Source organism: Streptomyces sp. NRRL F-6676 (assembly GCF_000725625.1).
GTDB lineage: Bacteria > Actinomycetota > Actinomycetes > Streptomycetales > Streptomycetaceae > Streptomyces.
This window is the reverse complement of the sequence record NZ_JOHS01000053.1, coordinates 1-14,123: the sequence shown is the minus strand read 5'-3', so window position 1 is coordinate 14,123 and position 14,123 is coordinate 1. Positions and strand designations below refer to the sequence as shown.

Genomic DNA, 14,123 nt, shown 5'->3' with positions numbered 1-14,123 from the left:
CCGACCTTCAGAGCGGTCTCCCCGCCGGTGCCGGTGCTCACTTCAGCCTGCTCGACGCGAGGATGGACACCAGGTGCAGCAGGGTCTGGAGCAGCGCGATGCCCGCGAGGACGGCGACCCCGAGCCGGGAGAAGAACAGGTCGCCGCGGATCTGGTCGACGATCGCGAGGACCAGGATCAGCAGGGACGCCTCGATGCCCAGCACGAGCCGGTGGAACTTGAACGCCGCGGCGGCCCGGCGGGCCAGCGCCATGCCCGAGGAGCGCGGCTCGGACGCCGACTCCTTGACGGGCTCCTTGCCGGTCTGGTGGCGGGCGACGCCGACCAGGTCGGTCTCCGCCTTGATCAGGATGGCGCCGAGCGCGGCGAGCGTGCCGAGGAACGCCCACAGCCAGTCGATCCGCCCGCTGCCGAACAGATCGGCGGCGCGCAGCCCGAAGCCGACCAGGACGGCGGCGTCGGTGAGGTAGGCGCCGACCCGGTCGAGGTAGACCCCGCCGAGCGAGAACTGCTTCTTCCAGCGGGCGACCTCGCCGTCCACGCAGTCCAGCAGCAGATAGAGCTGGACGGCGACGACGCCGAGGACGGCGCCCGGGATGCCGGGCACCAGCAGCGCCGGAGCGGCGAGGACGCCGCAGACGGTCATCAGGTACGTCAGCTGGTTGGGCGTGACCCGGGTGTTCACCAGGTGCCGGTCTATGCGCAGCGAGATCTCGCGCATGTAGAGGCGGCCGCCCCAGTGCTCCCCGCTGCGCCGGTCCTTGACCCCGGCGGGGTGGACGACCGGGCGGAGCTCAGCTACCGATGGCTTTTGCATAGTCGGCGTATGCGTCCCTGATCTGGTCGGTGGACAGGTCGAGGTGTTCGAGGATGGTGTAGCGGCCGGGGCGGGTGCTGGGGGCGAACTCCACGACCTGGACGAACTCCTCCGGGGTGAAGCCGATCTCCTCCGGCAGCACCGGCAGTCCGTGGCGGCGCAGCACCGAGGCCATGTACGCCGCCTCCTCGCGCGCCCCGCGCAGATGCATCGCGAAGCCCGCGCCCAGGCCGCACTGCTCGCCGTGGCTGGCGGCGCGGCGCGGGAAGAGCAGGTCGAAGGCGTGGTTGATCTCGTGGCAGGCGCCGGAGGCGGGGCGGGAGTCGCCCGCGACCGACATGGAGATGCCAGTGAGCACCAGGCCCTCGGCGAGCACCTGGAGGAAGCCGTCGTCGCCGACGCCGCCGGGGTGGCGCAGCACGGCCTCGCCGGCCTGGCGGGCCATCGCGGCGGCGAGGCCGTCTATGGACTCGCCCTTCTCGCGGTTGGCCAGCTCCCAGTCCGCCACCGCGGAGATGTTGGACAGGGCGTCGCCGATGCCGGAGCGCACATAGCGGACCGGGGCCTCGCGGATGACGTCGAGGTCGATGACGACCGCGATCGGGTTCGGCACGCCGTACGAGCCGCGGCCGGCGTCGTTGTCGAGGGTGGCGACCGGCGAGCACAGGCCGTCGTGCGACAGATTGGTCGCGACGGCGACCAGCGGCAGGCCGACGCGCGCCGCGGCGAACTTGGCGCAGTCGATGATCTTGCCGCCGCCGAGGCCCACGACCGCGTCGTAGTGGCCGCGCTTCATGGCCTCGGCGAGCTTGATCGCGTTGTCCAGGGTGCCGCCGCCGACCTCGAACCAGTCGGCGTCGGGCAGCGCGGGCGAGATCCGCTCGCGCAGCCGGGCGCCGGAGCCGCCGCTGATGGCGACGGCGAGCTTGCCGGAGGAGGAGATCCGCTGGTCGGCCAGGACCGTGGCCAGATCGTCGAGGGCACCCGGACGGATGTCCACGACGATCGGCGAGGGGATGAGCCTGGTCAGTACCGGCACGCGATTTCACGTCCCTTGGCGAGGTCGTCGTGGTTGTCGATCTCGACCCACTGGACGTCACCGATGGGCGCGACGTCGATCCGGAAACCCCGGTTGACGAGCTCCTGGTAGCCGTGCTCGTAGAACTGCTGCGGGTCCGTCTCCCAGACCGTCTTCAGCGCGTCGCCGAGCTCGTCGGCGGCCTCGCCCTCGATGAGGGTGACGCCGATGTACTCGCCGGACGCCTCGGCCGGGTCCATCAGCTTGGTGATCTTCGTCATGCCCTTGGCGGGGTCGACGACGACCTTCATCTCCTCGTCGGCCAGCGACTTCACCGTGTCGACGGCGAGGATGATCTTCTTGCCGTCGCCGCGGGCGGCCAGCAGGGTCTTCTCGACGGAGACCGGGTGCACGGTGTCGCCGTTGGCGAGGATCACCGAGTGCTTGATGGCGTCACGCCCGCACCACAGGGAGTAGGCGTTGTTCCACTCCTCGGCCTTGTCGTTGTCGATCAGGGTGATCTTCAGGCCGTACTTCTGCTCGAGGGCCTCACGGCGCTCGTAGATGGCCTCCTTGGCGTACCCGACGATGATCGCGACCTCGGACAGGCCGATCTCGGCGAAGTTGCCGAGGGCGATGTCCAGCACGGTGATGCTGTCCTCCGCGCCCTCGGGTCCTACCGGCACCAGCGCCTTGGGCAGGGTGTCGGTGTAGGGGCGCAGACGCCGTCCGGCGCCGGCCGCCAGCACGAGGCCGATCATGCGGGTTCTCCTTCATCGTGTACGGCGGGTGCTCCTGCGGAGACCCAGAAGCGGATGCTCTCGGCGAGCACCACGAGTGCCACGGCCACGGCGAGGACCGTGAGCGCGACGGGGAAAGCGGTGGCGGTGAGGGCCGCGGCGAGGACGGCGACGAGCAGGGTCCTGCCGTCGTGCCCCCCGATCGCCCGCACCAGACCGCGTGGGGGCGCCCCGGCGTTGCCGCGGATGCGGTACACCGTGTCGTAGTGATGGTAGGCGACCGCCGCAACCAGCCCGAAAGCCGCCGGCAGCGCCCCGTTCACCTCGGATTTGGCCGCGAGCACGAGGATCGTGCCGTATTCGGCGGCGCGGAAGAAGGGCGGTACGAGCCAGTCGAGCGCGCCGGTGAGGGGGCGTGCGACGGCGGCGGCGGAGGTGAGCACGTAGACGGCGGCGCACACCGCGGTGGCCCAGCTCGCGCCCCACACGGCGGCGGCGATCACGACGAGGGCACCGCCGAGGGCGGCGAGGAACGGGGCGGCGCCGCCGGGGACCCGGCGCACGGCCGGGGTCAGCGCCTCGGTGAGCGGTCCGGCGTCGGCGAGGTCGGCCAGCGCGCGGGCGGCGCGCGCGGTCCTGCGGGCCCTGCGGGTCAGCGAGCGCAGGACGCGTCCTGACGTGGTGTAGAGGGCGGCGAGGGCGCAGCCGATCAGCAGCACGACGAAGGTGATGCGGGGGGTGGTGACCGCGGTGAGGACGGCGATCATGGCCCAGCGCTCGCCGATCGGCAGCACGATCATGCGGCGCAGCCAGACGGTCCAGCCGACGCTGTCGAGCTTGCCGGAGAGAGCGGCGGTGGGGCTGGTGTTGGCCTCGGCGTCGTGGTTGGCCTCGTTGAAGGAGAAGTCGACGACGTGCCGGCAGGTCTGTAGCACCATCGCGCCGAGCGCGAGCGCCCATACGTCGTCGTGGCCGCCGGAGCGGGCGGCGCCGAGGGCGAGGCCGGCGTAGTAGGCGTACTCCTTGGCGCGGTCGAAGGTGGCGTCGAGCCAGGCGCCGAGCGTGGAGTACTGCAAGGAGTAGCGGGCGAGCTGGCCGTCGGTGCAGTCCAGGACGAACGAGGCGATCAGCAGGACGCCGGCGGCGACGAAGCCGGCGCGGGTGCCGGTGGCCGCGCAGCCGGCCGCGATCAGCGCGGTGAGCAGGGAGGCGGTGGTGACCTGGTTGGGGGTCAGCCCGCGGCGGGCGCACCAGCGGGCGATGTAGCGGGAGTAGGGGCTGATGAAGTGCGTGGTGAAGAACCCGTCGCGGGACTTCACGGCGGACTTCAGCCGGATCGCCTCGTCGTCCACGGCGGCGACGGCCTGCCGGGCCTCGTTGCGGGTCTGCGGGTCGGTGGGGACGGTGGCGACGAGCGAGCCGAGCTCGGGGCGGTGCACGGGGACGCCGTCGGCGTCGAGGGCGGCGGCCAGGCGGCCGGGGAGGTCGGGCAGCTCCTCCAGTACGGCGGTGACGGTGGCGCCGCCGTTGTCGGTGGCCCCGGCGGTGGCCGCGCGGGCGCCGGCCATGGCCCGGGCGAGCGCCTGGCGGGCGGCGGGGCGCGCGGTGACGGCGCCGGGGAGGGCGGCGGCGTCGAAGCGGGGGTCGGTGAGGCCGAGCCGCAGGGCGTGCGGGTGGCCGACGAAGCGGGCGTCGACGAGGGCGACGCGCCGGTCGGCGGGGAGAGTGGTGAGCAGGGCCTCGGCGTCACCGATGTCCGAGGCGACCCGCACGTCGAAGCCGAGGGACCGCAGATCGCCCTCGAGCGACGATCCGGGTACCGGCTGACCGGTGAGGATGGCGGTCGACAGCGAACTCACTCCCTGGGCCGACGCGGGCACGCGGCGGGCGTGCGCGATGAAAGGGGACGCCGTACGTCCCTGGGCGTGCTGCCCGGTGGGGCGACGTGTCGGCAGAGGTTATCGGATGACCGGAAGCGCGAGTTCACCGCGTGTTCACGCGGGACTCAACCCACCGGCCCACCGCCTCTGACCGCGATCATCTTGCGGGATGCGGGGGGTGGGCTCCAAACCGGGGGGTTGCCCCACGGGGCGAACCGTACGAAATGGCTCCGCCGGTGCGCTGTGGAGTGGGCGAGCCCGGGGTTCGGTTCCTGCGCGGGAGAGCTCGGGGGGTGCGGTGGGTCGGCGGGTGCGGGTGGGATGTGGCTGGTCGCGCAGTTCCCCGCGCCCCTTCAGGGGGGCGGGGAACTGCGCGAAACGGGGCGGAGTGCCGTGCGGGGGTGCAGGGGGCGGAGCCCACGCCGGGGTGCTGGGGCGAAGCCCCGCGTCCCGCTCCACCCTGGGGCTGAAGGGGCGGAGCCCCTGGGGACGTGGGGGTCCCCCCTGCTCGAGCGAAGCCGAGAGCTCGGGGGAGGGTAGGGGCGGCGGGGGCGGGACTCCCGGCGTAAGGTGAGGCGTCATGACCTGGCTGATCACCGGCGGAGCCGGTTACATCGGGGCGCACGTGGTCCGGGCCATGACCACCGCGGACGAGCCCGTCGTCGTCCTCGACGACCTCTCCGCCGGCGTCCCCGACCGCCTCCCCCCCGACGTCCCCCTCGTCTCCGGTTCCTCCCTCGACGCCCCCCTCCTCAAGCGCGTGCTCTCCGAGCACGCCGTCACCGGCATCGTCCACCTCGCCGCCCGCAAGCAGGTCGGCGAATCCGTCGCCGAGCCGGCCCGCTACTACCAGGAGAACATCGGCGGCCTCGCCACCCTCCTGGACGCCGCCGCGGGCGCCGGCGTCGAGCGGTTCCTCTTCTCCTCCTCCGCCGCCGTCTACGGCAACCCCGACGTGGACCTCATCACGGAGGACACCCCCTGCGCCCCCGTGAACCCCTACGGCGAGACGAAGCTCGCCGGTGAGTGGCTGGTCCGGGCCGCCGGCCGGGCGCACGGCATCGCGACGGCCTGCCTGCGCTACTTCAACGTCGCCGGCGCCGGCGACCCCGCCCTCTCGGACACCGGCGTCTTCAACATCGTCCCCATGGTCTTCGACCGCCTCACCCGCGGCGAGGCCCCCCGGATCTTCGGCGACGACTACCCGACTCCGGACGGCACCTGCGTCCGTGACTACATCCATGTGGCGGACCTCGCCGAGGCGCACCTCGCCGCCGTCCGCCGGCTTTCCTCCGGCACCGCGACCGGCGACCTGACGCTGAACATCGGCCGCGGCGAGGGCGTCTCGGTGCGCGAGCTGGTCACCCTCATCGGCGAGGTCACCGGCGACACCACCCCGGCGCGCGTGGAACCGCGCCGCCCCGGCGACGCACCGCGCGCCGTCGCGTCCGCCGCGCGCTCCGCGCGCGAACTGGACTGGCGCGCCCGGCGCGGGATGCGCGAGATGGTGGAGTCGGCCTGGCAGGGCTGGCAGTTGCACCACCCGGCGGCGGCACGCCGGTGAGCGCGTCCCGGCGGGACGGTTCCCGGCCGCCGCCACCGGGCACGATCAGAACTCACGGCGACAACCGGTGACCCTCCGGTCACGTTCCGGTGGCCGCCGGGGTGACCGTCCGCGAGGCCCCCGCCGCCGGTTCCCCCCGGCGGCGACGGGACATGCGGGGCAGTGAAGTGCCGGGAGTGCCGGATTCGTACGGCAGACTTGGGGCTGGAAGACCGAGGCGAAGGATGGGTATGGCGATCACACCTGCCACCGCGACGCACAGTGCGTCGAACGGCACCGCGGAAGCGATCATGCTGGAGCTGGTGGACGAGGACGGCACCACGATCGGCACCGCGGAGAAGCTCGCCGCCCATCAACCGCCGGGGCAGTTGCACCGGGCGTTCTCGGTGTTCCTCTTCGACGAACGGGGCCGGCTGCTGCTCCAGCAGCGCGCGCTCGGCAAGTACCACTCCCCCGGCGTGTGGTCCAACACCTGCTGCGGCCACCCGTACCCCGACGAGTCCCCCTTCGCGGCGGCGGCCCGGCGCACGTACGAGGAGCTCGGCGTCTCCCCGACGCTGCTCGCCGAGGCGGGCACCGTCCGCTACAACCACCCGGACCCCGACTCCGGGCTGGTCGAGCAGGAGTACAACCATCTCTTCGTCGGCCTGGTGCAGTCGCCGCTGCGGCCGGATCCGGAGGAGGTCGGCGCGACCGCGTTCGTGACGCCCGAGGAACTGGCGGAGCGCCACGCGCGGGACCGTTTCTCCTCCTGGTTCATGACCGTGCTCGACGCGGCCCGCCCGGCGGTCAGGGAGCTGACGGGCGACTCGGCGGGCTGGTAGCCCCGCACGGACTACGGCAGCGGGCGCAGCGGCAGGGTGGCCCAGATCACCTTGCCGCCGCTCGCCGTGTGCGCCATGTCGCACACCCCGCCCGCCTCCCGGGCGATCTCGCGCACCAGCAGCAGTCCGCGTCCGCCGGTGCGTCCGTGGTCGGTCTCCAGGGCGGTGGGCCGGTAGGGGTGCTCGTCCTCGACGGAGACGCGCACCCAGTCCGCGCCGACGGCCACCTCGACGGCGAGCATCGGGGAGAGCACCGCCGCGTGCCGGACCGCGTTGGTGGCCAGTTCGGAGACGATCAGCAGCAGCCCGTCGACCACGTCCTCGGCGGCGGGCACGCGTTGCCGGGTCAGCAGGTCCCGCACGGCCCGCCGGGCCTGCGGCACGGAGGCGTCCACGGCGGGCGCGGTGAACCGCCACACTCCCTCGTAGGGCAGCGCGCCCGGCGGTCTGCCGCCCTCGGGGGCCTCTCCGCCGTCGGGGCGTGGGCCGCCGGCCTCGCGCCCCTCGTCGTCCATCGTCCGGTCGCCGTCCTCGCGCTCGATTGTCACCACGGGTCGAGTGTTGGGAACGTACCGCGCCCCGCTGAGAAGCTGAACACAAGTCAGCACGTATCGACGGCTTTCGACCGGTCGCGCATGCCCCGTGCACCCTCCCGACCGCTTCCGATCGCGTCGCGGCCGGGTGGATACCATCCGGTCATGCTCATGGAGCCCCAGCTGCTGCACCGGGTGACCGGCTCGGTCGCCACCGTCGTCCTCCACCATCCGGCCCGGCGCAACGCCATGACGGCCGGGATGTGGCGGGCGCTGCCGCCGCTGCTCGAGCACCTGGCCGCCGATCCCGCCGTACGGGTGCTGGTGCTGACCGGCGCGGGCGGCACGTTCTGCGCGGGCGCCGACCTCACCGGGCTGCGGGACTCCCCGGAGGAGGCGCAGGGGCTCGCTGTCGAGGCCGAGGAAGCGCTGGCCGCCTTCCCCGGGCCGACGCTGGCCGCCGTGCGGGGGTACTGCGTGGGCGGCGGGGCGCAGCTGGCGGCCGCCTGCGATCTGCGGTTCGCCGAGGAGGGCGCGCGGTTCGGGGTGACACCGGCCAAGCTGGGCATCGTCTACCCGTCCTCCGCGACCCGGCGGCTGACCGCGCTGGTGGGTCCGGCCACCGCCAAGTACCTGCTGTTCTCGGGCGAGTTGATCGACACCGGGCGGGCGCTGCGCACCGGTCTGGTCGACGAGGTGCTGCCGGCCGGCGCGCTCGACGCGCGGGTTGCGGAGTTCACCGCCGTCCTGGCCGCCCGCGCGCGGCTCACCCAGGCCGCGGCGAAGGAGTTCGCGGACGGCCGCACGGACCGGGACGCGTACTGGACCGCGCAGGCGCGCGCGAGCGGCGACGCCGCGGAGGGCGTCGCCGCGTTCCTGGAGCGCCGCGAGCCGCACTTCGCGTGGGTTCCGGACCGGGCGGCCGGACCCCCGAGGGCCGTGCCCGCGCCTGAGTGAAGCGGCTCCGTGCCCGCAGCCGCTCGCCGAGGCGGGCGGGGGCCGTCTCCGGCGAGCCGGCGTCGTGGGGCGGCCGCGGGCCGTACGCGGTCATCGGCCGGACGGCCCGGGCCGTGCTCGTCGCCCGCGGTCCGGCCGAGCGGGGTGGGGCCCATGCCGATGCCGGAGGAGACGCCGACGGCGGTGACGCACGTGCCGTCGGGGACCAGCAGGGTGTGCGACCTTTCCCGCCCTCGGTTCCGGCTTCGGGTACCTGTCGGCTTCCGTACGTACTGACCAGTCGGTAACCTCCGGGCATGACCTCTTCTCTGCCGGAGCGCGCCGGGCGGCGCTGCCACAACGTGCTCAACCCGCTGCACTCGACGCACTACTTCTCGCCCGACCTGGGGCGGGAGCTGGCCGCGGTGGGGGTCGGGGACCCGGCGGCCGCCTATCTCGCGGCGCGCGCGGCGGCGATGGGGGCGGTGGGGGCCGGGGTGGTGACCGCCGCGTTCTACAACTTCCGGCCCGCTCTGGTGGCACGGCACGTGCCGGCCGTCTGGGAGGCCGCCTCCCCCGCCGTGGTGCTGGCGGCACGCCTGCGTGCCGTCGACGCGACACTGCGGCGGCTGCTGGGCGAGGAGGTGCGCACCGCGAAGGAGGTGGCCGAGGCGGCGGAGCTGGCGCTGCGGGCCACGGAGGCGTGCACGCCGGTCGCGCGCCCCCTGTACGCGGCGCACGCCGGGCTGCCGGTGCCGGAGGAGCCGCATCTCGCGCTCTGGCACGCGGCGACGCTGCTGCGCGAGCACCGCGGTGACGGTCATCTGGCGGTGCTGCTGGCCGCGGAGCTGGACCCGGTCGAGGCCCTGGTCAGCCACACCGCGACCGGCAAGGGCATGGCGCCGAAGTGGGCGCTGGGCACGCGGGGCTGGAAGCGGGAGGACTGGGAGGCGGCGGTCGAACGGCTGCGCGGGCGGGGGCTGCTCGACGGGGACGGGGAGCTGACTGAGGCCGGGGTCGCCCTGCGGCGGGAGATCGAGGTGGAGACGGACCGGCTGGACCGGGGGCCGTACGAGCACCTGGGGGCGGCGGGGGTCGGGCGGTTGACCGAGCTGGCCGGGGAGTTGGCGGGACGGGTGCTGGCGGCGGGGGCGTTTCCCCCGGGCATGGTGGGGAGGGGCTGAGGGTACCCGGATATCTCCCGGCGGGCCTGCCGGGAGAGTGGAAGGGGAAGTGCTGTGTTCCGAGCGATTGCGGATGTGCTGCGGCAGATCGGTGGGGCCGTGGCGACGGTGGTGACGTTGCCGTTCCGTGCGGTGGCGCGGTTGTTCGGGGGTGCGTCGAGCAGTACGCGGAGGGCTTGACCGGGGCGGGCGGGGTTCGCCTGGGGGGTTCGCCCCCGCCGCCCCTGCCCTGCCCGTCCCTTCAAGGGGCGCTGCCCCTTGAACCCCGGGGGCGTTGTCGGCCGACCGCCGGTGGGGACTTCTCGCACCCCGCGGCGGAGCCGCGCAGACAACACGGCCCCGCGCCCCTGGAGGGGCGCTGTCGGTACCGGCTGTAAGAATTGCCCGGCAAGCCGGAACTGAGAAGGCGGTACGGGAACGTGACGACAGCCGGGGTCAATGGGGCAGGGTCGATCGAGGGCAGGATCGCCGAGGAGCTCGGCGTGCGGGAGCGGCAGGTGAAGGCCGCGGTGGAGCTGCTCGACGGCGGTTCGACCGTGCCGTTCATCGCCCGCTACCGCAAGGAAGCGACCGAGATGCTCGACGACGCGCAGCTGCGCACGCTCGAGGAGCGGCTGCGCTATCTGCGCGAGCTGGAGGAGCGCCGCACGGCGGTCCTGGAGTCGGTGCGCGAGCAGGGCAAGCTCACCGACGAGCTTCAGGCGCGGATCCACGGCGCCGAGACGAAGGCGCGGCTGGAGGACATCTACCTCCCCTACAAGCCCAAGCGCCGCACCAAGGCGCAGATCGCGCGCGAGGCCGGTCTGGAGCCGCTGGCGGAGGGGCTGCTCCGGGACCCGTCGGTCGAGCCGCTCGCCGCGGCCGCCGCGTTCGTGGACGCGGACAAGGGCGTCGCCGACCCGCAGGCCGCGCTGGACGGCGCCCGGGCGATTCTGGCCGAGCGGTTCTCGGAGGACGCCGACCTCATCGGCGAGCTGCGCGAGCGCATGTGGGTACGGGGCCGGCTGGCCGCGAAGGTGCGGGACGGCAAGGAGGAGGCGGGCGCCAAGTTCGCCGACTACTTCGACTTCGCGGAGCCGTTCACGGAGCTGCCCTCGCACCGGATCCTGGCGATGCTGCGCGGCGAGAAGGAGGAGGTCCTCGACCTCGTCCTGGAGCCGGAGGAGCCGGTGGAGGGGCCGTCGTCGTACGAGGGCATCGTCGCCGGCCGGTTCGGGATCTCCGCCCAGGGGCGTCCGGCGGACAAGTGGCTGGCGGACACGGTCCGCTGGGCCTGGCGCACCCGCATCCTCGTCCACCTCGGCATCGACCTGCGGCTGCGGCTGCGGACGGCCGCCGAGGACGAGGCGGTACGGGTGTTCGCGGCCAACCTGCGCGACCTGCTGCTCGCCGCCCCGGCCGGCACGCGGGCGACGCTGGGCCTGGACCCCGGGTTCCGTACGGGCGTGAAGGTGGCGGTGGTGGACGCGACGGGCAAGGTGGTCGCGACCGACGTCATCCACCCGCACGTGCCGGCCAACCGGTGGGACGAGGCGCTGGCCAAGCTGGCACGGCTGGCGAAGGAGCACGCGGTCGAGCTGATCGCGATCGGCAACGGCACGGCGTCCCGCGAGACGGACAAGCTCGCCGGTGAACTGATCACCAAGCACCCGGAGTTGAAGCTCACCAAGGTGATGGTGTCGGAGGCGGGCGCGTCGGTGTACTCGGCCTCGGCCTTCGCCTCCCAGGAGCTGCCGGACATGGACGTGTCGCTGCGCGGCGCCGTCTCGATCGCGCGCCGGCTCCAGGACCCGCTGGCCGAGCTGGTGAAGATCGACCCGAAGTCGATCGGCGTCGGCCAGTACCAGCACGACCTGTCCGAGGTGAAGCTGTCGCGGTCGCTGGACGCGGTGGTGGAGGACTGCGTGAACGGCGTGGGCGTGGACGTCAACACCGCCTCCGCGCCGCTGCTGGCCCGCGTCTCCGGCATCACCTCCGGGCTCGCCGAGAACATCGTCACGCACCGGGACACCAACGGCCCGTTCACCTCCCGCGCGCAGCTCAAGAACGTGGCGCGGCTGGGTCCGAAGGCGTACGAGCAGTGCGCGGGCTTCCTGCGCATCCGCGGCGGCGAGGACCCGCTGGACGCGTCCAGCGTGCACCCGGAGGCGTACCCCGTGGTGCGGCGGATGGTGAAGACGGCGGGCAGCGAGGTGGCCGCGCTGATCGGCAACACGGGGGTGCTGCGGTCGCTGCGGCCGCAGGAGTTCGTCGACGACACGTTCGGGCTGCCGACGGTGACCGACATCCTCAAGGAGCTGGAGAAGCCGGGCCGCGACCCGCGTCCGGCCTTCAAGACGGCCGTCTTCAAGGAGGGCGTGGAGAAGATCTCCGACCTCTCCTCCGGGATGGTCCTGGAGGGTGTGGTGACGAACGTGGCGGCGTTCGGGGCGTTCGTGGACGTCGGTGTGCACCAGGACGGTCTGGTGCATGTGTCGGCGATGTCGAAGACGTTCGTGAAGGACCCGCGGGACGTGGTGAAGCCGGGGGACATCGTGAAGGTGAAGGTGCTGGACGTCGACATCCCGCGCAAGCGGATCTCGTTGACGCTGCGGCTGGACGACGAGGCGGGGGCGCCGTCGTCCGCGGGTGGGGGGCGCCCGCAGCGGGGCGGCGGGCGGGCGCCGCAGCCGCGGCAGGGGGGCGGGCGTGGTGCCGGTGCCCCTCGGCAGGCGCCGGCCCCGGCCAACAGCGCGATGGCGGACGCCTTGCGGCGGGCCGGGCTGGTGAACCCGAAGGGGCGGTGACGGAGGGGTCTCGGCCGACGGCCGGTGGGGGTACGCCGCGCGGTTCCCCCACCGGCCGCCCACGCACAGGTGCCCCGAGCCGCTAGGTACCGTAACGGCCGGATGGCGATCGTGTGGCGAGGGGCGCCATGGACATGGCGGGCCCATCAGGGGCTGAATACGCTCCGAAGGGTTTCACCGGAACCGGTTCCCCCACCCCTTGGAGTTCCCGTGCACCGCAGACTCATCGTTCCGGGCGCGCTCGCGGCCGCCTCCCTGCTGCTGGCGATCCCGGCATCGGCGGCCGGCGCCTCGCCCGGAGCGCCGGGTATCGGCGACCCCTACTACCCGTACTACGGCAACGGCGGCTACGACGTCTCCCACTACGACCTGCGGCTGACGTACCAACCGACGACCGACGAACTGTCCGGCACCGCGACGATCCAGGCCCGGACGACCCAGGACCTCTCCCGTTTCGACCTCGACTTCCTGCTCGACGTGAGCGAGGTACGCGTCAACGGCGCGAAGGCGCAGTTCACGACCTCCGGCGAGCACGAGCTGGAGATCACGCCGAGGAGCCCGCTGGCCGCGGGCACGGCCGTGACCGTCGTCGTCCGCTACAGCGGCGTGCCGTCGACGAAGAGCGCGTACGGCTTCACGACCTGGCACCGCACCCCGGACGGCGCGGTCGCGGCGGACGAGCCGGAGTCGGCGTGGTGGTGGTTCCCCAGCAACGACCACCCCAGCGACAAGGCCACCTACGACGTCTCGGTCGCCGTTCCCGACGGCACCCAGGCGATCTCCAACGGCACGTTGCAGTCGAGCAGTTCGCAGCGCGGCTGGACCCGCTACAACTGGCGGCAGAACAAACCCCAGGCGACATATCTGGCCACTCTCGCGCTCGGCCGCTTCGACATCACCACGGGCACCTCCGACGGCGGTGTCCCCGTCGTCAACGCCTACAGCAAGGATCTCGGCGACAACGACGGGGCGGCCCGGGCGAGCGTCGAGCGGACCGGGGAGATCGTCGACTGGCTGAGCGGCTACTTCGGCGCGTACCCGTTCTCCTCGGCGGGCGGGTACGTGCCGAACACGACGACCGGGTACGCGCTGGAGACCCAGACGCGGGTCTACTACTCCCCCAAGCAGTTCGCGAACGGGTCCAACACGTCGGTCGTGGTGCATGAGCTGGCCCACCAGTGGTACGGCGACGACGTGTCGCTCGCCGGATGGAAGGACATCTGGCTGAACGAGGGCTTCGCCCGGTACGCGCAGTGGCTGTGGTCGGAGCACGAGGGCGAGGGGACGGCGCAGGAACTGGCGGACTATGTGTACGCCTCGCATCCGGCGGACGATCCGTTCTGGACGGTCGCGCCCGGCGATCCGGGGGCGGAGAACCAGTTCGACACGGCGGTGTACGACCGGGGGGCGCTGGCGGTGCAGGCGTTGCGGAACGCGGTGGGGGACGAGGCGTTCTTCGCGATTCTGAAGGGGTGGCCGAAGGAGCGGGCGTACGGGAACGCGTCCGTGGGTGACTTCCGGCGGTACGCGGAGGGAGTGTCCGGGCGGTCGCTGGGCGACCTGTTCGACACGTGGCTGTACGACACGGTGAAGCCGGCGGAGCCGACGGTCGCGGGGCATGGAGTTGCCCCCGCGCGCCCCAAGTCCTGGACCAGGATCCAGGCCACGAACGGGGTGCACGCCGGATAGTTCCTCGCCCCCGCCGCCCCTGCCCTTCCCGTCCCTTCAAGGGGCTCCGCCCCTTGAACCCCGGACGTGCGGGTGGGTGGGGAGGGCGCGGGAGAACTCGGGTGGGTGGGGTTCGTCGGCGAGTGCGGGTGGGTGGGGGCTTCTCGCGCAGG

At 73.2% G+C, this 14,123-nt stretch carries 12 protein-coding genes; 7 read left to right on the top strand and 5 right to left on the bottom strand.

What is annotated here, in order from left to right; translation table 11 throughout:
- Positions 1–37 precede the first annotated feature (37 nt).
- From IO29_RS26135 to IO29_RS26120, 4 genes are read right to left on the bottom strand one after another with little or no spacing between them, the layout of a single operon-like run.
- Positions 38–817 carry a CDP-alcohol phosphatidyltransferase family protein gene (locus tag IO29_RS26135; RefSeq protein ID WP_078618522.1) on the bottom strand — a complete coding sequence of 260 codons (780 nt, stop codon included), beginning with the start codon at positions 815–817 and terminating at the stop codon, positions 38–40.
- Entirely contained in the window at positions 795–1,856 is a 1,062-nt protein-coding gene (locus IO29_RS26130) for an iron-containing alcohol dehydrogenase family protein (protein ID WP_030382752.1), read from the bottom strand. The genes IO29_RS26135 and IO29_RS26130 overlap by 23 nt, the downstream gene beginning before the upstream one ends.
- A complete protein-coding gene (locus IO29_RS26125; protein WP_030382753.1) occupies positions 1,844–2,596 on the bottom strand; it encodes a phosphocholine cytidylyltransferase family protein in 753 nt (250 codons plus the stop codon). Before IO29_RS26125 ends, IO29_RS26130 begins: the two co-directional genes overlap by 13 nt.
- Complete coding sequence (locus tag IO29_RS26120) at positions 2,593–4,425, bottom strand: DUF5941 domain-containing protein (RefSeq protein WP_030382754.1); 1,833 nt, start codon at positions 4,423–4,425, stop codon at positions 2,593–2,595. Before IO29_RS26120 ends, IO29_RS26125 begins: the two co-directional genes overlap by 4 nt.
- Positions 4,426–5,035: 610 nt before the next feature.
- Here IO29_RS26120 and galE point away from each other — a divergent pair.
- Both galE and idi read left to right on the top strand, forming a co-directional pair.
- Positions 5,036–6,019, top strand: a complete 984-nt coding sequence (galE, locus tag IO29_RS26115) for a UDP-glucose 4-epimerase GalE (RefSeq protein WP_030382755.1) — start codon at positions 5,036–5,038, stop codon at positions 6,017–6,019.
- Positions 6,020–6,249: 230 nt separating this feature from the next.
- Positions 6,250–6,843 carry an isopentenyl-diphosphate Delta-isomerase gene (gene idi, locus IO29_RS26110; RefSeq protein WP_030382756.1) on the top strand — a complete coding sequence of 198 codons (594 nt, stop codon included), beginning with the start codon at positions 6,250–6,252 and terminating at the stop codon, positions 6,841–6,843.
- 11 nt (positions 6,844–6,854) lie between these two features.
- Here idi and IO29_RS26105 read toward each other — a convergent pair whose 3' ends face one another.
- Positions 6,855–7,358: an ATP-binding protein gene (locus IO29_RS26105; RefSeq protein ID WP_030382757.1), complete on the bottom strand. Its 504-nt coding sequence runs from the start codon at positions 7,356–7,358 to the stop codon at positions 6,855–6,857.
- Positions 7,359–7,547: 189 nt separating this feature from the next.
- On the opposite strand from IO29_RS26105, the gene IO29_RS26100 reads away from it, so the two are divergent.
- The 5 genes from IO29_RS26100 to IO29_RS26085 all read left to right on the top strand — a co-directional run bounded on the left by IO29_RS26100 (position 7,548) and on the right by IO29_RS26085 (position 13,971).
- Entirely contained in the window at positions 7,548–8,333 is a 786-nt protein-coding gene (locus tag IO29_RS26100; RefSeq protein ID WP_030994049.1) for an enoyl-CoA hydratase/isomerase family protein, read from the top strand.
- 296 nt (positions 8,334–8,629) lie between these two features.
- Positions 8,630–9,496, top strand: coding sequence for an SCO6745 family protein (locus tag IO29_RS26095; RefSeq protein ID WP_030382759.1), 867 nt, complete (start codon positions 8,630–8,632; stop codon positions 9,494–9,496).
- A gap of 54 nt (positions 9,497–9,550) precedes the next feature.
- Positions 9,551–9,676, top strand: coding sequence for an LPFR motif small protein (locus IO29_RS40100; protein WP_259297165.1), 126 nt, complete (start codon positions 9,551–9,553; stop codon positions 9,674–9,676).
- A 239-nt stretch (positions 9,677–9,915) separates the two neighbouring features.
- Positions 9,916–12,282: a Tex family protein gene (locus IO29_RS26090; protein WP_030382760.1), complete on the top strand. Its 2,367-nt coding sequence runs from the start codon at positions 9,916–9,918 to the stop codon at positions 12,280–12,282.
- 210 nt (positions 12,283–12,492) lie between these two features.
- On the top strand, positions 12,493–13,971 hold the full coding sequence (locus IO29_RS26085) for a M1 family metallopeptidase (RefSeq protein WP_030382761.1): 1,479 nt from the start codon (positions 12,493–12,495) through the stop codon (positions 13,969–13,971).
- Positions 13,972–14,123 lie beyond the last annotated feature (152 nt).